Annotated in this window: 12 protein-coding genes; all 12 read right to left on the bottom strand. The window is 41.9% G+C overall.

Going from position 1 to position 21,257, the window contains the following annotated elements; translation table 11 throughout:
* Window positions 1-88: 88 nt before the first annotated feature.
* Window positions 89-973 (bottom strand): glycosyltransferase family 2 protein, encoded by an 885-nt coding sequence (locus AAFN85_RS25465; RefSeq protein ID WP_347530633.1) that lies wholly within the window; start codon window positions 971-973, stop codon window positions 89-91.
* 14 nt (window positions 974-987) lie between these two features.
* Window positions 988-1,881: a glycosyltransferase family A protein gene (locus tag AAFN85_RS25460; protein WP_347530631.1), complete on the bottom strand. Its 894-nt coding sequence runs from the start codon at window positions 1,879-1,881 to the stop codon at window positions 988-990.
* A 50-nt stretch (window positions 1,882-1,931) separates the two neighbouring features.
* A complete protein-coding gene (locus AAFN85_RS25455; RefSeq protein ID WP_347530629.1) occupies window positions 1,932-3,104 on the bottom strand; it encodes a glycosyltransferase family 4 protein in 1,173 nt (390 codons plus the stop codon).
* Between the two features lie 469 nt (window positions 3,105-3,573).
* Window positions 3,574-6,216 (bottom strand): T9SS type A sorting domain-containing protein, encoded by a 2,643-nt coding sequence (locus AAFN85_RS25450; RefSeq protein WP_347530628.1) that lies wholly within the window; start codon window positions 6,214-6,216, stop codon window positions 3,574-3,576.
* 1,077 nt (window positions 6,217-7,293) lie between these two features.
* On the bottom strand, window positions 7,294-8,769 hold the full coding sequence (locus AAFN85_RS25445; RefSeq protein ID WP_347530627.1) for a RagB/SusD family nutrient uptake outer membrane protein: 1,476 nt from the start codon (window positions 8,767-8,769) through the stop codon (window positions 7,294-7,296).
* A 12-nt stretch (window positions 8,770-8,781) separates the two neighbouring features.
* Window positions 8,782-11,904: a SusC/RagA family TonB-linked outer membrane protein gene (locus AAFN85_RS25440; protein WP_347530626.1), complete on the bottom strand. Its 3,123-nt coding sequence runs from the start codon at window positions 11,902-11,904 to the stop codon at window positions 8,782-8,784.
* A gap of 366 nt (window positions 11,905-12,270) precedes the next feature.
* The gene (locus AAFN85_RS25435; protein WP_347530625.1) at window positions 12,271-14,991 is read right to left on the bottom strand and encodes a TonB-dependent receptor; all 2,721 of its coding nucleotides are present in this window, start codon (window positions 14,989-14,991) and stop codon (window positions 12,271-12,273) included.
* Window positions 14,992-15,069: 78 nt separating this feature from the next.
* Window positions 15,070-15,981, bottom strand: coding sequence for an S-adenosyl-l-methionine hydroxide adenosyltransferase family protein (locus tag AAFN85_RS25430; RefSeq protein ID WP_347530624.1), 912 nt, complete (start codon window positions 15,979-15,981; stop codon window positions 15,070-15,072).
* 184 nt (window positions 15,982-16,165) lie between these two features.
* Complete coding sequence (locus tag AAFN85_RS25425; protein ID WP_347530622.1) at window positions 16,166-17,389, bottom strand: TlpA disulfide reductase family protein; 1,224 nt, start codon at window positions 17,387-17,389, stop codon at window positions 16,166-16,168.
* A gap of 8 nt (window positions 17,390-17,397) precedes the next feature.
* Entirely contained in the window at window positions 17,398-17,814 is a 417-nt protein-coding gene (locus AAFN85_RS25420) for a hypothetical protein (RefSeq protein WP_347530621.1), read from the bottom strand.
* Window positions 17,815-17,839: 25 nt separating this feature from the next.
* Entirely contained in the window at window positions 17,840-18,427 is a 588-nt protein-coding gene (locus AAFN85_RS25415) for a hypothetical protein (RefSeq protein WP_347530620.1), read from the bottom strand.
* A 249-nt stretch (window positions 18,428-18,676) separates the two neighbouring features.
* On the bottom strand, window positions 18,677-21,043 hold the full coding sequence (locus AAFN85_RS25410) for an ABC transporter permease (RefSeq protein ID WP_347530619.1): 2,367 nt from the start codon (window positions 21,041-21,043) through the stop codon (window positions 18,677-18,679).
* Between the last annotated feature and the right edge of the window lie 214 nt (window positions 21,044-21,257).

Genomic DNA, 21,257 nt, shown 5'->3' with positions numbered 1-21,257 from the left:
ATTAACCATCTCATTCATATATCAACTCATCCGATTACGATAACATGAGATGCAATAGTAGTTAGCTTACATGCTATAATAAAAAGCTTTAGGCCCTGCTTGGCTCTTTGCCTAAAGCAACTTTGAATTTTTCAATAGCCGTTACCAAGGATAAATAGTAGTGGATAAAGAATACCGTTACCTTTTGGTTGAGCGCCATGCCCTTCCCTTTTCTACCAATCAAAGGAATGCTTCTTACCGGGGGGCGTAAATCATATATGAAACGAAAAACTCTTTTTAAGTATCCACGATTATGTTTGGAGGTGAACCCAGCCTGGCCACCGCCAACGCGTTTGGCTTTAGTTACCAGCTCTGTAATGCGGTTTCGTGCCGGATGACTAATTTTCACCCCCGCATCATAGCAAATTTTATAACCGGCATCACGTGCCCGTACAGACCATTCATAGTCACCACCAGATAATAAATCCTCGTCAAAAGGGCCTACCGCTTCAAAAACCGTTCGCTTAACAAACAGGTTAGCCGTTACGCCTGTCCCATCCATTTGCACATATAAGTCCTGATTAAAAGCATATACTTGCTCATACATCTCTGCATTATTAGGCTTGGGCGAACTGTAAAAAAGTTCAATTTTACCAGCTATACGGCTACAGGTTGGGTCTGTATCAAAAGTTTGAATTGCTGTGCTGATCCACGATTTATCGGGTATGCAATCAGCATCTGTAAAGGCTATTATAGTTCCAGAAGTCTCTTTTATTCCGGTGTTCCTTGAAGCGTATGAGCCGGGCTTCGGCTCGGTAATGATACGGAAGTTTACAGGTATGTTATATCCCTCGGGAATAACATCCTCCACACAATTATTTACTACTACTACCTCAAAATTGTCGTAGTCCTGTACGCTGAGCGCCTGGATACAAATTGCTAACCGGCTCCAGTCGCGATATGTTGGTATAATAACAGATACAAACGGTTTCATAAGAAAGATTTAAGTTAATTAAAAGCAGGTTTTTTAAAAAGTAAACGGCACCACAGCCGCAGTTTTAAACTGAACTTTACGTTGGGTTTATGGGTTTTTAAAAGCTCAACAGCATATTTTGGGAATAATTTATAGTAGCTCAAAATTTCGGTATAAATATAGTTGTCGATGGTGCGCTCGAGATTAAACGTATATTGACCAGTGGCTATAAGCTGTTCGCGAATCCTAAGCCTAAGCGCAATACGATTATTAAGCACTTCCTTTTTCCGCTCAATGCTGGGGCTATTTGACACGGAGTTTGTTGATAAATGGATAATGGTGTTAACAGCCTTATCCGTAATTATCTTCGCCCCATTTTGAAGCAAACGTAATAGCAAGTCGTATTCCTGCGACGAACTTAGTTCCTCATCCCAGCCGTTCACTTGATCAAGGGCAGTTTTTCGCCACAGATTTGAGCTGGTAATACCCAGATTAGATGTAATCAATCCTCGCCAGATATCAACATCAGTATGTCGAACAACATTCACCTCTTTACTTTTTGATATGTAAGAGAGCATACTTTCACCCGCAACTACGTCAGCATCATTTTCTTCGCCAATCAAAACCTGGCGTTCAAGCTTGGAGGTAAGCAGTTCATCATCTGCATCTAACAGTTGAATCCACTCTCCCTGGGCTTTCTTTATGCCGGTGTTACGAGCTGCTGGCGCTCCTTTTTTTAACTCGTCTAAAACTTTTATCTTACCCGGAAAGATATTTTGATAACGGAGCAATCGTTGAAATGTATTATCGGTTGAGTTGTTATTAACTAAAATAACTTCAATATGCTTATAACTTTGCTGCAATACACTTTTTATAGCCCGGTCTATTGTCTTCTCGCAATTATGACACGGGATGATAACTGAAACCATTTTGTTAAGTTGGGGCTTAAAGTCTGAGTTAAGGGTTAGTTCTATATTTATTAATTAAATTCATACGCCTCTATATAGCGCTTAAGGTTTTCGTCCGAATGGAATGGCAGGGAGCTGGTTTCGCAATTACTTTTTTTCACTTCGATATCTTCCTCGTTTGTTAATATTTGAGTTAAGAGCGTAGTAAGTTTCCCTGCTTCTGGTGAGAATACCCACCCGCTTTCAGGATTATATAGTTCTTTCAAACCTCCCCTGTCCGAATGGCAAACCGGAACACCGCAAGTAAGTGCTTCGATTACGGTAAGCCCAAAAGGCTCATTCCATATAGAGGGCACAATCAAAAGACTAATCTGTTTAAAAAAAACGCCAGGATTTACAACTCCTGCAAATTCGTGGTTAATTCCACCTAATTTAGTTTTGAGTAAATCAATAAAAGAAGCATCGCCGGCCCCTGCAAAAATTACTTTTATTTTCTTTTTATGATCGGGGCTTAATGCTTCCAATTCATTCACCAAATACAACAGCCCCTTCGCTTCGGTTATCCTGCCAATGTATCCCAAAACTACGTCTCCCGTATCCAAAGGTTGTTCGGCTATCTTTTTTATCGATGTACTATTATAAATGATGGAAGTGGGCTTATTTATGTTCAAATTATCCGTGTGTGCTGCTAAACTATACTGGCTTATACCGGTATAGTGATCCGGGTAATTAGCAAATAACCCTTTTATTGACGAGGTAGCTTTGCAAGGAGTACACAAGCTTTCACAGTTAACTCCGTTGTTAAATCGCGTACATTTATGGCAAAGCAAATAATAATCATGTATTGTATGTACCAGCTTGATGCGACGTAGTTTTATAGCAACCCAAATGAATGGTGAAAAACCGTGAATATTATGAGTGTGAACCACATCTGGGTTGATGGTTTTTAATAGGTTTGACAACTTAAAATGATATCCTAAGTTAAATGAGTCGATAAGGTGCCATATAATTTTTAAATATGCAGGCTTTTTTGTGGTACCATCAAAATGTGAATAAATATTACGTTCTTTAAAAGTTATCACAACAACGTTGTTTACGCGATATACCTTATTACTTTCGCCCGTAGCCAAAATATAAACTGAATGCCCTTTTTTAACCAGTCCTTCAGCTAATTGCTGAACCAATATTTCGGCTCCGCCATCAAACTTTGGGTAATAAAAGGTATTAATTAAAAGTATCCTCATAACAATTAAATTATACTTACTGCATTGCCGGGGATAATACCTTAATTAAAGATAGTATTGCCATTAATTACACCCTGTTTAAGACATTGCTATCGCCAAAACAGTATTTTATCAGGTAGCCTACATAAAACAAACGAGAATTATGCAAAGTATGCCATATAACATAATCCACATTACTAATTCTATCATAATGTATATGACTGTCGAATTATTTAGAGAAAAAGCGATTACTTTTTTATCACTTTGCTATTGTGTTTCCGGCTACTTTACTTTGAAATAATTGACACTATCTTTAAACTCAAAATATATTTTAATTACCCCTTTAATGCTCACTCAAACAAATCTATTTAAAATAGTGGGTGGTTTTAATCTTTCACACAAGTTGTGTATCGAAATGTAAATTGGTGTGATAAAGCGTGATTGGTTTGCTCCATTGTCCTAACAATTACAAAAAACTGCGTCTCTGTATTTATTGGAGCAATATTTTCCTTGCTGCAGTTTTACCGTTTTTTGTAAGGCGAACTATGTAAGTTCCTTTTGCCATTTTAGAAAGGTCTAACAGGATGAAAGTGCCATTTAAACTACCCGTTGTAACAATTTTACCAAAAAAACTATAAACTGTTACTGTGCTATTTGCCCAAAAATCCGACGATTGCAAATTTAGTAGGCCTTGAGTTGGAACTGGCCACACTTTGAAATCATACTTTTCGGCATCCTTTTTTGAGGCCAGATCAGCTGTATTATTGTTAAATTCAAAGTCTGCAATTTTATATTTACTTTCTGAATGAATTGAATCAGCCAATAATCCAGCTGTGACACTCGAGTTATTTTTATAAATTTTAGCATTTAGGCTGTCTGCTTTGTTAGTATTAACAACTACTTTTTTAACACTCGGCCCTTGTGCGGTAATTGATAAGGGAGTGTAAGCCTTAAAACTATAAGTTTGTCCGCCAATTACTCCTGTTACATCTGTGTCTGTTTCAACTTTGGTTATTTTTCCTGCTGCTAATTGCATTATAAATCCGGTACTTGTATTAAAAACAATGTCTGCCGTACCATCATTATTGGTATCGAGGGATGTTGCTACTCCACCCGCCGAGGTACGCCCCACATAGGTATTCCCCTGAACTTTGGCTAATACGGACGAAAAATCCCCACCCGATCGCACAAAACTCGCCCTTACCGATTCTGCAGATGCATCCCCCGAACTGCGGGGATAAATGAATGTAACATTATTTGTATTTCCTGAAACCATTCGCACGGGCAGTATATCGCCGTAAGCGCTTCGTATTACTTTATCAACTGCCGAGATAACAGGATTTGCGTGTAAAGCAATAAAATTTTGCTGATCTGTTCCGGTTGGGTATGAGACACTTGCAATTTTGGATGTAAGACTGGAAGTAAGACGATTTGAACCGTCAAAACTCATTACAGGCCAGGTAACTCCAAAATTTCCGGAAGTAGATGTTAGAGTTGACAGGACCCCATCTGGAGTAATAGTAAAAATATTAGTGAATGTTGGCCCTGTTTTACCGCTTTTAGGCTTATAAACTATTTGGCAGCGAACAAGCAAAGGATGTGTAAATTGAGTAGTAAAAAAAGCTTCATAGCGATCTGGTACACTTGCCAGGGATATCCATTTGCCATTTTCCAAAAAAGTTGGAGCGAAGGATACGCCAAGGTTAGTAGATGCATCTCTCGTTCCGTCAGATGGCCCGAGGCGTGAATCCCAACCGGGTTTGGCGAAACGCACAACCCCTAATGTAGTCCAATAACGGTTGTATAGTGCTTCTGTTGAACCTCTTAAGCATGCTTCCATAGTTATCCCACCAGCATTTGCAACGGCTGTAGCAAATTGATTGTCGCTTACCATGGTGTAACCACCTATTTCGTTTGGGGTCGGTTCTTCTTGTATCACGGATTTATGCAGCAGATAATTCTCCGCCATATGAAACATCATGTTACCATTATAGTTAGTAACAAAGCTGTAGCTTGCATATCCTACCTTTGCAGACGGGTCAAAAAGATTTTTCGTAACAGAATACGTTCGATTGGGCCTGATCCATCTTTGGGCGCTTTGGAAAGCAAGAGCAGCAGCATGACGGTATTGACCAGCCAAGCGTAAATTTCCTTCTTTATTAACTATTTCGGCCATTATTTCGTAGCCGTTGGCCAACAAAATATCATTCCAGGTATGGTTGCCACTTCTGCCGCCTGCAACCGCTTGTCCTGAAGGATCCTGCATTAAAAGGCTTGACTGTGTTCCTCTTTTTAATATATTTAAAATTTCATCCTTAGAGGCCCCGCTATACCCATTGAATACCATCGCCAATAAATTACTCCTTCCAACAGCTTCGTAAGCCCAGGCATCGGGATCTGTACTGGTATCGTGATAAAAATTCCAGGAATTGTTTGTTAGTCGGGCCTTTTGAGTGGTGACCCAGCTGTTTTCAATCCAGTTTACAGCCGAACCCATGTTTACATATCCATTTTGGGCACGTAACCACTCCCCTTTCATTGCATATGATCGCCAATTATTAGTTCGGCTGCTAATTATTGCGGCTAACGGCTTTCCCATCCTTGTTTTCCACGTTTGCAATTGAGTGGCAGACACAAATGGCGTATATAGGGGGATAGCGCTGGCTAAAGCAGCCAAATAGAATTCACCATGATTATCAGGAATAGATGCTACGCCGGCATTTACATTTGCTGTTGCGTGGTTCATAGCCAAAATGCCAGCATTTAGCAAATCTGTAGCCTTGCCGGCAGATAATAATGTTCCTACCGCATTTGCAAAATAAGGCGTAGAATATTGTACTTCACGACGGGCATATGGATCAATAATAGCGCCATCTGAATTTTGATATTTTACAACCTCACGCACTACACCTTCTACTCGCGATAAATAAACATCGCTTGATATGTTTAAAGCATTCCATGGCCGTGCCGTTAAGTGGTATTGAATTTCGGGCAATGAGGTTGGTGACGAAGCATCAGAATCAGCGATAGCTAAGGAGGAGACATGAGGCGAAAAACGGGGCTTGACTATTTGTGTGTAGCAAAGCAACAGGCAGCAGGCAACGGTCAAAACGCTAAGAAAAAAGTTTCTCATAGGTATTATTAATTAATAAATTAATTTTTCTGCACACTTAAGTATCTCTCAGATCAATTTTTAATGTATAACTGCCGGAAAATAACGTCACTCATGTACATAGTTTACAACAGTGCCGCGGAAAGCAGGCTACCGGTAACCACATGCGTGTGAAAACAAATGACAGATCCGGGAAATCTCAGATTAATTTGATATTTCCAGAATATGAAGCAATACATGGTTTAATGGCTTGAAAATACCAACATGATTCTCCCACTTGTATCAACCATGATTTGGAATTTCCGTAAACAATTAAAACAAATACCCCATGTAAATGATCTTGATGTTAGTTCCAAAACAACCAAGCCTCATTTAAAAGAAACGTTATGTGTGCCGGTAATTTTTTTCGGCAACAAAATATGCTCTCTGCACTCGTCGTGAAAGTGAATTTGAATTAAATCTTCTAAAATTTCACTATCACAAATGATATAAGCGATAGTTGATATGATTTTACAGTATTAAGATCAACCAACTAAGTCCAATAGCAAATTCAGAATAGTTTATAAAAAAAGATTTTGCAGGCCCTGGATTACTCTATAGCCTGCAAAGATTTCCATTTTTTTTAATGCTGGTGTGTTAAACTTAATTCTGATCGCCCTTTCAGCGCTATAACACAGCGATAGGGTCTTTGCCATATTTTGCGCTTTTAAAACTAAAAGTAAATATTTAACAGTGCTCATAAATTCAGATGAACAACAATCTATGATCCTTTTTTATGCCTAATTTAATTAAAGTTTTAACAATTATTATTAATTTATCAAATACTCAAAATTGTTACATGTAATACGTTTCGTCCTGCGTTAACAAAAACATCCATAAGCTGCTTCATTTGCGAAAAAATTTCCAACTACAGAGCCATGCTTAATTCTGCTTGTACACTTTTGCTGTAAGTGTAACTGACTTTATTGAAGCACTTCTTTTTTGATGGTCGTTCTTGATTTGGTAAGCATATCACAATACATTAACAATCAAAAAGCGCGAGACCAGTAAACTAACCGGCCCCGCGCTTTTACATTTTATGCTAAAACTACTCCCAATTTACGGGTTTGGTTGCATCAGCTTGTTAGTTTGAAGTTCAACGCCAGAAATAGGCCAGATGTAGTTAGATGCCGTAGCTGCCACCGAAGGTGATGACCCTTGCGGACCAGACTTAGCCGGAAGCGCCTGCCCTGTACGCTGCAGATCAGTAAGCCTGAAGCCCTCACCCAGTAACTCTATCCTACGCTCGGTAAGGATGGTATTCACCAGGCTGGTTTGTGAGGCAATAGCTACAGGATCGAAAACAAACGAAGGATCTGACCGGTGCCTTACGGCATATAACAATGCAGTCGCGTTTACCAGATCGCCGGTGCGGGCATAGGCTTCGGCGGCGTTCAGTAATACTTCACTGTATCTTAACACCGGCACATAATCAGTAAATGGCGAAGCTGTTTTATATTTAGTAAGATAATTAACTGTACCTACTTTAGTTATAAAACCTTTACGTGCATCGGTTGAACTTGTGCCACTCAATGCATCGTTGGCGTAAATGCCGGTTGGGTTTAAGTAATATTCGCCATTACCCGGCCCCGAGGTAAAATAATAGGCCAGTTGATTTTGCGTGCCGGGAGCATCGCTTGTGGTAAACGGTAAAAACAACAATGCTTCAGCACCCGAATACGAACCGTTAAAAACCGTAGCTATACTACTCTCCAGTTTACTTGCTCCGTTAGGTGATTGGTATGGAGCAGTAGTAGTTATAATTTTTGACGTTTCGGTCAACACCTTCGCGTAATTAGCTTGCGACAGATAAACACGTGCTTTCAACGCTATGGCTGTATTTTTATAAGCACGAAACGCGCCATTAGCCTGGGTTGCGCCAAGTTTGGTTTCGGCGTCGTCCAGGTCTTTTAGTATCTGGGTGTAAACCTGGGCCACGGTGCTCCTGGCAAGGTCATTTTTACCGGCACCCGTAAGGTCGGTTTCGGCCAGTAAGCGCAGTGGTAAACCTGGGCTTGCACCCTGGTCGGCAACATAAGGTTTGGCATAGGTTTGTACCAGGGCAAAGTATGAAAGTGCCCTCAAAAACTCAGCCTCGCCTATGTATTGATTGGCTGTAGCCGCATCCACTTTAGTGATGTTAGCATTTAACCCTACCAGGAAAACGTTAGCACGGTTAATAGCTGTGTATGCCGAGCTCCAGAGGTTCACTACCTCGTTGGTATTTGAGTTAACGTTTTGGTTCCAGGTGTCAAGCCCGGTAACGCCGTTAGGTTTGTTCACTATAAATTCCTCGCCGCGGATCTCATTATAGATCACATACCGGCCACCATAAAACTGGCCATTTTTAACACCTGCATACAGGCCATTTAACTGGCTCAGTATCCTTGTTGGCGAATCAAACGCTTTAGAGTCAACAATACTGGTAGTAGGCGAAGGCGTTAACAGATTTTTTTTGCAGGAATTACCCAACAACATGGTTAGCCCGAGCATAGCCGCGCCAACGGTATATTTATATTTTTTTGTTGCTATCATGATCATCAAAATTTAAAATCCAACATTTAAGCCGAAGGTGAATATGCGGCTCGAGGGTACGGTGTTACGATCAATACCAGGCGCGAGATTAGAGTTACCATTTGCAGAAACTTCCGGATCTGAACCTTTATAACCCGTAACTACAGCAAGGTTGGTTGCCTGAACATATACCCTTGCTGAGGCTATACCTGCGCGGTTTACCAACCCTGTTGGCAGTTTATAACCCAATGCAACGTTTTTCAATTTAGCATATGAGCCGTTTTGAACGTTGGATGAGTTAGGGATAGCCGAACCGTTTGAATAGTTATCGCCATAAACAACTTTAGGGATATCGGTTACCTGGCCAGCTGTTGTCCAGCGCCTTAATATATCTGTTTGGTTGTTCCAGAAACGTTGATCGCGGAGGGTAGCCTGGGTTCCGTTATAGATCTTGTTACCTCCCGAGAAGGTGATACCAACATTCAGATCGAAGTTTTTGTACGTGAATGTGTTATTTAAACCACCGTAGTACGTAGGGATCGACCGGCCAGCTATCCTGCCATCAAGGGTACCATCAATAGCCGGGGCGGTTGAGCCATCAAGAAAAGTCCATTTGGATGGAGTACCAACCTGATTATATTGCACCTTCTGGCCAAAACGGTTTATAAAAATACGCTGACCGTTGGCTGGGTTAACACCATCTACCGGAACAACAAAAATAGAACCCAAAGTATATCCGACCCTGGTAACGCTCGCCGTTTCAAGGCTTGAGGTAACACCGTATATATCAGAGTTACCCTGCGCCAACGCTGTAACCTTGTTGCTCAGCGTACTGATGTTAAAATTGGTTGTCCAGGTAAAATCGCCTTTTACAATGTTTCTTGAAGTAAGGTTTAACTCAAAGCCACGGTTATACATCGAACCAACGTTGGCCGCTATGGTATTGCCGGGAATACCCCTTGAAGGTGCCTGAGGCGCATTCAGGATCAGGTTGTTGATGCTGTTGTTGTAATAATCAACCTCGGCCTGTATGCGTCCTTTAAATAAGCCGAAGGTAAGGCCTACGTCTGTTTTTTTACTGGTTTCCCATTTCAGATCGGAATTGCCGGCCTGGTTAAAATAAACCGTTGCAGCACCGCCGTATAAACCTGAGTTATATAATGACAACGAAGCAAAATCGCCTACGCCTACGTTACCCACTACGCCGTAGCTGCCTTTTAGTTTAAGATCTTCAAAAATGCGGCCCAGTTTTGAGTTTTTGAAAAAGCCTTCTTCGGCTATGTTCCAGCCGATAGAGCCTCCACCAAAATTACCATACTTATTACTGGCCGATAACCCGGAGAAACCATCACGCCTGAAGGTGGCGCTTAACAGGTACTTTTTATCAAAGTCATAATTCGCGGTTCCGAAAAACGATCTGAAACCGTTTTCTGATTGGAAGTTGCCAGTAGTAGCATCACTTAAAACATTCAGGAAATTGCCCTGGTAATTATTAAAGTATGAATCGGCAAGGTTAGTGCGCTGTGTGCCTGTACCAACATTGGTTGTATGGTACTCTTCATAGCCAGCTAATGCATTGATGTGATTTTTCCCAAGGTCTACAATATAATTTAATGTATTTGTCCAATCATTACGATTATACTCCTGGAAGGTGTTCAGGGCCAAACCGTTTGAACTTTGCCCATCTCCCGCAATCGGGTTTTGGAAACTGGTATTCGCAGTATGTAGCTTGTTAATGCTGTACTGGGTTTTAAACCTTAGCCCTTTTACCAATTGCCATTCGCCATACACATTACCAATCACGTTGGTATTGCCCGAGGTGTATTTATCCAGATCAAGCAATACAAGTGCGTTAGGGTAGTTATTGGCGATAGTGTTAGCACCTAAACCCAGCGTACCTGTGCTGGTGATGTTGTATGATCCATCGGCATTGCGCGGGGCCACATTGGGGTTCAACACAAGGGGTAAACGCGCTAAACCTCCTGTATTATATGCCTGGCCTGGAAGCGACCCGCTGTTAGGGCCCTGATTTAATGTATTACTATAGCTAAAGTTTGTACCAATGGTTATTGATTTTGATAAATGATGATCGAGGTTGCCCCTGAAGATCTTCCTTTCAAAAGAGTTGGTTTTGATAAAGCTCTCCTGGTTGCTATAGCCCGTAGAGATAAAATACGATGTTTTTTCGGTAGCGCCCGAGAAATTCAAGTTATGATTATGCGAAAGCCCTGTTTTATAAACAACTTTGTACCAATCTGTACTGACCTCGTTTCCGTTTGCATCTTTTTGAATGGCAAAACCCGGACCAAGGCCGGCATTAGTGCGGGCTTCGTTCTTCAGCTCCACGTATTGATCAGCATTGAGCAGTTTAGGCAGATTAAACGCCTTATTGATACCCACCCAGGCATCATAGTTTACCTGCGTTTTACCTTGTTTACCTTTTTTAGTGGTGATTACCACAACGCCGTTGGCCGCTCTTGAACCATAAATGGCAGTTGCAGAAGCATCTTTCAAAATATCTACCGATTCGATATCGTTAGGGTTGATATCGCCCAGCGGGTTATTCGAGGCGCTGTTCCCTGTGCTGCCGGTAAATACCGGTACGCCATCAACGATGATCAAGGGGTATGAGCTTAGCGAGATCGAGTTAAAACCCCTGATCCTGAACACCGGCGGGTTATTCAAAACACCATTTGGTTGGATGATGTTTACACCTGCCGCCTGCCCGGCCAACGCCTGGTCAAAACTTTGCACCGGTTTATTAACGATTTGGGCTGAAGTAACTTTCACAGCCGAACCTGTATAATCCTTTTTACTGATCCTCGAGTAGCCGGAGATTACCACCTCCGAAAGTTGGCTGGAGGTTGCTGTTAAAGAAACATTTAGCCTTGTTGATGTAGCCTCAACCGACTTTGAAGCATAGCCAATAAAATTGAATGTTAGCGTAGTATTGCTGCCGGATACAGCAATGGTAAAATTACCATTACCGTCTGTTTGTGTGCCTGTATTAGTGCCTTTTACGGTTACAGACACACCAGGGAGCGCTGCACCGTCCGCGGCATCGGTAACCTTTCCGGTAATATTACGGGTTTGCGCGTAAACCTGGGTCCCCGCCAATAAAATCACCCATAATACATAAAGTATTTTTTTTGTCATGTTAATAGTGTTAATAGTAAATAGTTTAGTTTTTGAGAAATTGACGCCACCCGATCTGACCGGATTTACATCTTTTTGAGGGGGTTATTTCATAGGATAGGATTTAAAAGGTTTGTATATAGGTAAAAAAAATGGCCTCTTCCGGTGGAAAAGGCCATATCATTATGTAGTTCGGATAAGATCCATAAGCCTTCTCTAATCTGTTTCAGGACAACATGGACAAAAAATACTATGATTAAGATCAAAAAAGAATATTAGTTTCGGTTCGGTCATCATAATTGCAATATACAAAAATTAATTAACGAATGAGTAAGTATTTAATAATTATTCCACCTAATAAATATCGAAACCTCAAATTTCTTTTTTTCACTTTGATGTAGGGAGATTGAGTGTCAACCTTCCGAAAAAGAACGAGCCTAAAGTGCCCATTTGTACAGGCGCGTATTTAAATACGCCGAAGTAACTATTATCATAGATCTGCTTATCCGGATAGATATTGAAAAGATTGTTGGCACCAACAGTTAACGTAAGCGGATTAACCGTGTAGCTAAAAGAAATATCGGTAACTACTTTGCCTTTAAATTGCTGCTCCTCGCCAAATGGGAAGTTATTACGATCAACCGCGCCGAAGTAAACATTACGCAGCAATACACTGAACTTTTTATAACTATAGGTTAGTGATAAATTGGTTTTGGTATGCGGGGTCCCTTTGGTGATCAGGGTACTATCATTGGGCGAAAAGAAGATGCGCTCCTGCCCTTTTAGTTGGTTTGGCACATGAATGCCGGTTATTTTATTGGTATTGATATTAAAGCCCAACGAAGCGTTGAATCTGCTATCGCCGCTGCGAATAGTATAATCAGCCACTACATCAATGCCTTTGGTTCGGGTATCAACAGCATTACTAAAAAAACGTGCGGAGCTTGCTCCCAACGGGTTAATGATATCCTGAATTGATTGCACTGGGTTGCCATCCGGGTCGAAGCCGAAACTGCCTGTAAGTACAATCCTGTCTTTAATATTGATCAAATAGCTATCTGCAGAAATATTCAGATCTTTTACAGGCTGAGCAGTAAACCCAAAACTATAATTAACCGATTTCTCTTGTTTTAATTTAGGGATGCCCAATGCCTTAGCTACAGCACTGCCATTTGTAAAAAAGCCAGATGCACCTAAAGTATTATTGGGCAGGATATCTGTACTTACATAGCTAAAATATTGCTGCTGTAATGATGGTGCGCGGAAGCCATTACTTACAGCGCCCCTCAGGTTAAAACCGCTGACCACTTTATAACGGGTTGCAAATTTCCCGCTTAGCGCCGAGCCAAAATCACTATAATGCTCAAAACGGATAGCGCCGCTGATGAGCCATTTTGATGTTACATCCAGTTCTGCATCGGCATAAACACCGGTATTGTTACGGCTTTTATCTACAGCGTTCTGCGGTGAAAAACCGGGAAATGATTGCGAACCACCAGCTAAACCCGATGGGTTTGAAACAGTACCATCCGAAGCAGTTACCAGCGCGTAGTTTTTCCACGAAGCCTCCTCGCCTGCACGGATCTGGTATTTATCAACCCTGAACTCGGCCCCAAAAGCGAGGTTCAATCCTTGCAATGCATCAAATTTACGACTGATATCAAAGTTGGTTGTATTTTGCAAAAACTCGTGACCGCCTGCTTTGAAGCTGGTTGGCGATTTATCCTCAAGCGAGGCATTTACGGTGTTGTTTACAAAATAATCAAAACGGTTATCGCCCAGCGTATTGCTCAGGTCGGCCTTCCAACTGCCCAGCGCGTGCTTAAAGCCAAAAGCTATCGACCTATCACTAATGTGCGATGTGGTATTAGGCTGATAGCCATCCGGAAAAATACTATAAACATTTACGGTATAATCACTTGGTAAACGGCGGAAGCCATAGCCCTCACCCTGACGATAGCTGTATCCGCCAAAGGCATAAAATTCCCCTTTACCATCGCTGAAAGGAAGGCTCAGGTTAAAGAATGAACCAATATTTTTGATCTTCGCATCCCCTATCTGAAAGTTAAATTTATCCCGGCTCAAACCTTTCTGTTTCAGCATATCGTCATCGTACTTGCGCGAAGCTGCCGGATCATCCGCAAAATCATAAGCGAAGAAGTTGTTCAATGCCGATTGATCGAAAATAATGAGGTTGTTGTTTTGCGCGCGGGTTGTACGATCGCGAATGTAACCTTCGCCGGTAATGTTGAAATAACCACCGTTTTTGCCTAAGGCGGTACCGTAGTTGAGGTTAAGTTGCCCTAACGTACCATCGCCTTTTGAACTTGCTCCACCAGTTGCAGATGCGAACAGGCTGTTTGTATTTTTTTTGAGCACGATGTTTACCACACCCGCGATAGCATCTGATCCATACTGCGCCGAAGCGCCATCACGCAGCACCTCGATCCGTTCAATTGCCGAGGCCGGGATAGCGTTCAGATCGGTACCGACTGAACCGTTGCCGATAGTTCCCTGGTTATTTACCAAGGATGTGGTATGTCTGCGTTTACCGTTGATGAGTACCAACAACTGATCTGGCCCAAGGCCGCGGATACTTGCAGGGTCGATATGCTCGGTACCATCTGAGGATGATTGCCTGTTGGAGTTAAACGATGGCGAGGCGTACTGCAGCAACTGGTTCAAATCATTTTGAGGTGTTTGCTGCTGAAGTTTCGCGATATCAAATACATCAACCGGTGCGGTGGTATTTAAACGGGTGCGGCCTGCACTACGGGTACCAACCAAAACCACCTCATTCAATACATTACCAGATGATGGCTGCAAGGCAATATCAAATTTATGGGAAGCTGTTATGGCTTGCACATAGGCTTCATAACCCAGAAGCGTAATTTTTATGGTTTTATCGGTGTTGGCAGCCGCTAAACGGAACGAACCATCAGCAGTACTGGCCGTGCCCCTGCCCGATGGCTGGGCAATAATTGTTGCCCCGTTAACGGGTTTACCTGTATTATCAGTAATGTGGCCGGTAATTATTTTATCCTGGGCGTTGGCAAGTGAATTGATGAACAGGAAAAGCAGAATAACGAGTGTAAGTTTTTTTGTCATAAGGATAGAATAAAGTATCGGTAAAAAACTATTTAAAAGCCGTTACCGGGCGTTGGATACCCGGTAATGGTTTAAACTTTATTTTTTAGAGGCCAATGTTACCTCAACACTCCAGTTGCTGCCGCTTGCTATTTTATGAACATCGGCAAAGCTGGCCTGGTTAAGCGCGAAAGATAATTGCAGCAGGCTGTTCAGGTAGCTTAAGGGTTGCCCTTTTGCTACCGCGCCAAAAGTTTGGCTGTAAGGAGCATCTCCTTCATAAGCTTTTTTACCATTGTGGTAAATAACAAGATGTAAAGCGTCGCCATAAGACGGGTTGAGCTGTTTAACCAGGTCATCGCCAATGTTTGTCCAGATGTTGCCGTATTGCACATCAAGAATAGCGATGGTGCCTTTCAGCTTTCCGTTTTCAAGCACTGCTTTTTGATATGGGATATTTACCACTTCTTTAGGCAACGCGGGGCCAACCTGTTCAAAGCTGATCACTCCTGCGGCTAAACGGGCAGCGGTGTAAGCATAAACATCACGTCCATGAAAGGTGTATGATTTGCCCGAATCCTTACGGCGGTTAATAGCTTCATCTATCTGCCTCACCTCGGCTATGCCAAAGGCTTCGGCAACCAGCGTTAGCGTACCATTATCGGGTGTTACAATAAACTGGCCTGTATTAGTTTTTAGCACTACCGATTTGCGGGCCGTGCCAACGCCAGGATCAACAACCGAAACAAATACGGTACCTGCCGGCCAGTAATTTACAGTTTGGAACAAGCGATATGATGCCTCCCAGATATTGTAGGCAGGTATTTCGTGAGTAAGGTCATACAATTTCAGATCGGGCGATACGCCGTTGGCCACGCCTTTCATGGCAGATACCGCGCCATCCTTCAACCCAAAATCCGACTGAAAAACAACGATCTTATTTTGAGCTACGGCCATGTAGCTGAACGCTGAGAAAAAAACAAGACTAAAAAATTTGAATAAATGTTTCATAATAAGGAATATGATGTGGTGGTGAATTAATTTTATGGAGTTTACTGATTGAAAAAGAACAAATTATCGTCATTGCGAGGCACGAAGCAATCGCACATAGGCAAGTCCGCCCTGTATAGTTCGCGATTGCTTCGTGCCTCGCAATGACGGCTTGTACCTAAAGGTCTTTTTATTCGCTACTCAATTAAATAGCATCCTTTTTCAGCAACTGATCAACCTCTTCGTTAAATTCTTTAATAAACTGGGTATAATAAGTTCCTGTAGCCGGGCCGGTGAAGCCTGTATAGATCTTATCTACGTTTCCTTTTTTATCGATAAAAATAATAGTAGGGAACGATAAAAAGGTGTTCAACGCAGGGAACGATTCGGCTACGGCTTTTTTATCGGCCAGGCCACCGAATACTTCCGTGTAAGTGATATTGAAACGCTTTTTAAAATTATCCATAGCGTTTTTCACATAAACGGGATCGGCTTTGCGCTCAAATTGCACGCCTACCACCTCTACACGGCGGCTCTTATTTCTCTGATACCATGGAGCTACAAACCCGGCCTCGTCAATACAGTTAGGGCACCAGGTACCGCCGATGGTTAAGATAACTACTTTGTTTTTAAACTTATCATCCTTTAAAGAAACCTTGTTACCATCGGCATCCGGTAATGTAAAATCGAAAGTTTTATAGCCCTCTTTAAGGTAAGTCAATTTATATGGATCGGGCAAAGCTGCATCGGGATTTTTTGTGGCCGTAAATGAACTACCGTTAGCTGTGCCGATAATTTTTCCGGAGCTATCAAAAGTACCTGTATAATAAGAAGCCCCGCTGCCGATGAAAGACGATAAATAAAATTTATTCCCCTGTACTATACCTTCCAGGTAGCGCGAATCTCCGGTGATACTTAAAAAGGTTGCCGTTAATTTAATGCCTTCCTGTTTAAATATGCCTACCTTCTTTTCATCCGTTCCATTCCGGCCTTTAAATACAGCATCGTACTTACTGGAAATATCTCCGGCGGGCTTCTCTCCGTTATTTACAAATCTGTAGTTTTCGCCAAAAGTAGCCTCTACCGGAATAGCGCGACCCGAAAGGTCTTTTTTGCGCAGTACACCGCTCAGCTTTTTATCGTTTATCTGCAACGCCAGTTCGTTATCAAACTGATCGAAGGCAATAAACAGCGAATCTCCTTTTTGGCTTACGCCACTGGTAGCAAAATGTTCGGGGCCGTTCACAAGGTAAACTTTGGCCTTGGCGGCGGTTTTTCCCTTTACTTCAAAATTAAAAGGGACTTCGGTGCCATTAGGCTGATGGAAAACACCACGCCATGCACCTTCGGCAATAAAAGTTTGGGCTTTAGCGGTAGTAACTGCAATAGGAAGATAGCAAAGAGCAAGCGCGTATAATTTATTTTTCATTTTATCAGTTAGTTTAATGGTATGGTTTCTACAGGGACATCCCAATGGGAAATAACCAGTTCAAAGCGTAGCTGCTCGGCTTTGTTGTAGCTTTCCTGATCCGGAAAGAGTTGTTTTTTATAAGGATCAACAATGCTGTAATCAAGCGCGAGGTGCTCTGTTTTAAAAGTGAGTGTCACTTTAGAATCCCAGCGGGTATCTTCGCCGCTATGCAGTATGGGCGCTTCGGCTTTGATGCTTAAGATATCGCCTTTTTCCTGTAGTTTTTTAAGCAGCGGATAATGGTTCTTTTTCCAAAGCGCGATAAATTCTTCGGCGTGCCCCCATTTCAGCTTATAGTAGTTTTCGATGGTGAGGGGCTTCTCCTGTGCCAGCAAAGCCGTACTAAAGAATAAGAATATTGCTATAAGTTTAAGTTTTTTCATCTACTTCTATTTAAATTCTGCTTTATTAAGCATATCGTAATTCCGCATGCTGTATGGCTTGAACAGGCCTGATATCCATAAGCGAAGAGGCCGCTTTATAAAAGTTAGTGATGATATAGTTAGCCAATCTTGTAATATTGCTTTCCTCACTTGTGCTGGCATCTTCGCTATTAAAGTTTTTGGGATAGATCCTGAACCTATCTGCAAAAAGATCCATCGGATCAAAATAGAAATGCAAATTCAAATCATAACCTCCAATATTTAAACCGGAACCTTCATTCGGTTCGCTCTGTTCAACCAGGGTAAGTTGCCCGCCCAGCGCGCCGACAGCGTATTGAAGCTGATTAACCTCCTTAAGGTATTTTAAGCCGTAATTAAGCCAGGCATTACTGTAAAAACTCACAACCATCAAATTTTCGGATAGCTTCCGGATGAGTACCGAATTTGGGGTATAAGACGATTGAGGGATAAACCGTTTGAACCGCGCACCATTTCCCTCATCGCCATCCCTTACGGCCCTAAGCGCGGCCCCTTTTCTTACCGGCGTTTCCAATTCGGCAATGATCTCTATCTTATGAAATCCGGGGTATCTCCCAACAAGTTCGCACATCATAAAAGTTTTATTGAATTTCTTTACTATACACTGCAAGCTATCCGCTGCTAAGATAACAAATACACTATTAAATCCATAGACATTATAGTTTATTTAAATAAAGTGATTTTATTATTACAAAATTTAAAAACGGGCGATAAAAAAAGGGCTGCACCATTTATTGTGATGCAGCCCTTTCCGCTAATTTTGAATGTGTTTTGGAACTCTGTATATGTGCTGAATTACAGCTTACTTATTGGTTATGAAAGATTACTCCCCTTTCAAACTTTTAACCGGGTTGGTCAATGCAGCCTTGATAGCCTGGTAGCTTACCGTTAAAACAGATATAAGCAATGTTAACGCGGCAGCAATTACAAACACCCAAACATTAATGCTGATTCGATAGCTATACCCTTTTAACCACTGGAACATTACATACCATGCAATTGGTGCGGCAATGCAAAACGATAAGGCAACCAGTTTCAGAAAATCTTTGGACAGCAGCGTGGTCACATTTGTAACCGATGCGCCAAGCACTTTTCTGATGCCTATTTCTTTGATCCGGTTTTGGGCCATATAAGCGGCGAGGCCAAACAATCCGAGGCATGATATCACTATAGTCAAGCCGGCAAACAAACTGGCCAGCGTGCCTATCCTTTGCTCATCACCAAACTTTTTAGCATATTCCTGATCAACAAAAGTATATTCAAACGGATATTCGGGGTTGTATTTTTTGAATACAGCTTCAGCACGGCGCAGGTTTTCTTTAACCGTATTAGCGTTATTGAGTTTATAGTGGATAATATTAAACCATGAGCTTGGCCCTTGTATCAGCATATGTTGTACAGGTTCGTAAGGCGAGCTGATGATAAAATCTTTAATAACGCCCACAATATGCCAGGCTTTGGCATCTTTACCTTCGCCCTGTGTAACTGTTTTACCAACAGGATCTTTAAGGTTCATGATCTTAACCGAGGCCTCGTTCAATAACATTGCAGTCGAGTCTGTAGGATAGTTAATAGGATCGATATCCCGTCCGGCTACCAATTTAAGCCCCATGGTTTTGATCAGGCTGCCATCAGAACTGTAGATGATAAAATCCACTTTGTTTTTAGGAGTTGAACCCGGCCAGTTAAAGCCCCAGCTATCGCTATATCTTTGTGTTATGGGCGAATTTGTTTTGGATACAGAGCTTGCGGCCCCACTTGAAAGCAGTTCGTCTTTGATGGCTTTATAATGCTTATCGATATCGCCCGACATGAAACTGTAAACCAGGTTATCTTTTTTGTAACCGGTATCCCTATCCTGGGCATATTGTAACTGCTGGCGGATAACGATGGTGCAAATAATAAGCACCACAGCAAAAGTAAATTGAACAACTACCAACAATTTACGCGGCGTGACCAAAGCATTTGCAGCCTTAAAAGTGCCTTTTAACACAGCAACAGGCCTGAAAGAAGATAAATACAATGCCGGGTAGCTACCGGATATAACACCTGTTATAATGATAAAACCAAGTGCTATCAGCCAAAAATATGGATTGCTATACGGTACGTATAGTTGCTTCAAAGTAAGCTGATTGAACCCCGACATACTGATCTGCACAGCTATGATGGCAAAAACACCCGCTATAGCAGCTATCAAAACAGATTCGCCCAAAAACTGCCAGATCAATGAGCCCCTTAACGCGCCGACGGTTTTGCGGATGCCCACCTCCCTTGCACGCCTTTCGCTCCTGGCCGTACTTAAATTCATGAAATTGATACAGGCGATGACCAGGATGAGTAACGCGATAAGCGAAAACACCCTAACCCGTTCAATTTTACCACCTGTTATTTTTCCATTTTCAAAATTCGAGTACAGCCGCCATTTGGTTGCCGGGTGCAAAAACTGGAAAATATCTTTTGTATCAGAGTGGTTTTTAGTAAAATTCTCTACCGCGGCATCGGCATTAGCTTCTGTCACACCGGGTTTTAAAAGCACAAAAGTTTGAATGGAATTATTGCCCCAGTATTCATCGTCCTGGCCTATTTTTTTTAGGTACTGCCATGGTAACAGGTACTCAAAATCAAAGCGGGTATTATTCGGCAGATCTTTCATTACGCCGGTAACTTTAAAATAGGCGTTACTATCTATCTTAACAGTTTTACCTAAAGCGTTTCCCTCTCCAAAAAGCTTTTTCGAAAATTTTTCGGTTATCACAATGTTGTGCAACTCGTTCAAAGCCGTTTTTTTGTCCCCGCTGATCAATGGGAAACTAAACATTGAAAGGAAATCCGGATCGGTAAAATCACCGCTTGCAGTTAGCCGCTTATCACCAATGGTGAACAGAAAATTGGCATTGGTAACCCGTGCTACGCCTTCCATTTGCGGTAACTCCTGTTTCATCACCCTGCCCATAATTTTAGGCGTAGTTTCCCAGCACCACAGCTTCCCGTCAAATTTGGATCGGTTATAAACAGAATAGATCCTGTCCCCTTTTTCGTGAAACTGGTCAAAACTCAATTCGTTCTGGATCCATAGCAAGATTAGCGCGGCGCTGGCCATACCAATGGTTAACCCAAGAATATTGATGAGAGAAAATGTTTTTTGACGCAAAAGGTTACGCCAGGTGATCTTTAAGTAATTTTTCAGCATATGGATCAGGCTTTGATAATGATAAGACGCCGTTACTATTTAATTAGTTGCAAGGTTTTTTCTTTTTATTTAAACAATCCCAATTTAATTCATCCTGTATAAATAAAAAAACTCGTCAATTGCGAGGTACGAAGCAATCGCGAACTATACAGGGCGGACCTGCCAGCGTGCGATTGCTTCGTACCTCAATGACGAGTTTGAGATTATCAATCTA

Source organism: Mucilaginibacter sp. CAU 1740 (assembly GCF_039839285.1).
In the GTDB taxonomy this organism is placed as follows: domain Bacteria; phylum Bacteroidota; class Bacteroidia; order Sphingobacteriales; family Sphingobacteriaceae; genus Mucilaginibacter.
This window is presented reverse-complemented; position numbering and strand designations above follow the sequence as displayed.

Excerpts from the sequence above, each read along its gene's own strand:
- AAFN85_RS25465 (WP_347530633.1), bottom strand. The coding sequence starts at position 973 with ATGAAACCGTTTGTATCTGTTATTATACCAACATATCGCGACTGGAGC.
- AAFN85_RS25460 (WP_347530631.1), bottom strand. The coding sequence starts at position 1,881 with ATGGTTTCAGTTATCATCCCGTGTCATAATTGCGAGAAGACAATAGAC.
- AAFN85_RS25455 (WP_347530629.1), bottom strand. The coding sequence starts at position 3,104 with ATGAGGATACTTTTAATTAATACCTTTTATTACCCAAAGTTTGATGGC.
- AAFN85_RS25450 (WP_347530628.1), bottom strand. The coding sequence starts at position 6,216 with ATGAGAAACTTTTTTCTTAGCGTTTTGACCGTTGCCTGCTGCCTGTTG.
- AAFN85_RS25445 (WP_347530627.1), bottom strand. The coding sequence starts at position 8,769 with ATGATAGCAACAAAAAAATATAAATATACCGTTGGCGCGGCTATGCTC.
- AAFN85_RS25440 (WP_347530626.1), bottom strand. The coding sequence starts at position 11,904 with ATGACAAAAAAAATACTTTATGTATTATGGGTGATTTTATTGGCGGGG.
- AAFN85_RS25435 (WP_347530625.1), bottom strand. The coding sequence starts at position 14,991 with ATGACAAAAAAACTTACACTCGTTATTCTGCTTTTCCTGTTCATCAAT.
- AAFN85_RS25430 (WP_347530624.1), bottom strand. The coding sequence starts at position 15,981 with ATGAAACATTTATTCAAATTTTTTAGTCTTGTTTTTTTCTCAGCGTTC.
- AAFN85_RS25425 (WP_347530622.1), bottom strand. The coding sequence starts at position 17,389 with ATGAAAAATAAATTATACGCGCTTGCTCTTTGCTATCTTCCTATTGCA.
- AAFN85_RS25420 (WP_347530621.1), bottom strand. The coding sequence starts at position 17,814 with ATGAAAAAACTTAAACTTATAGCAATATTCTTATTCTTTAGTACGGCT.
- AAFN85_RS25415 (WP_347530620.1), bottom strand. The coding sequence starts at position 18,427 with ATGATGTGCGAACTTGTTGGGAGATACCCCGGATTTCATAAGATAGAG.
- AAFN85_RS25410 (WP_347530619.1), bottom strand. The coding sequence starts at position 21,043 with ATGCTGAAAAATTACTTAAAGATCACCTGGCGTAACCTTTTGCGTCAA.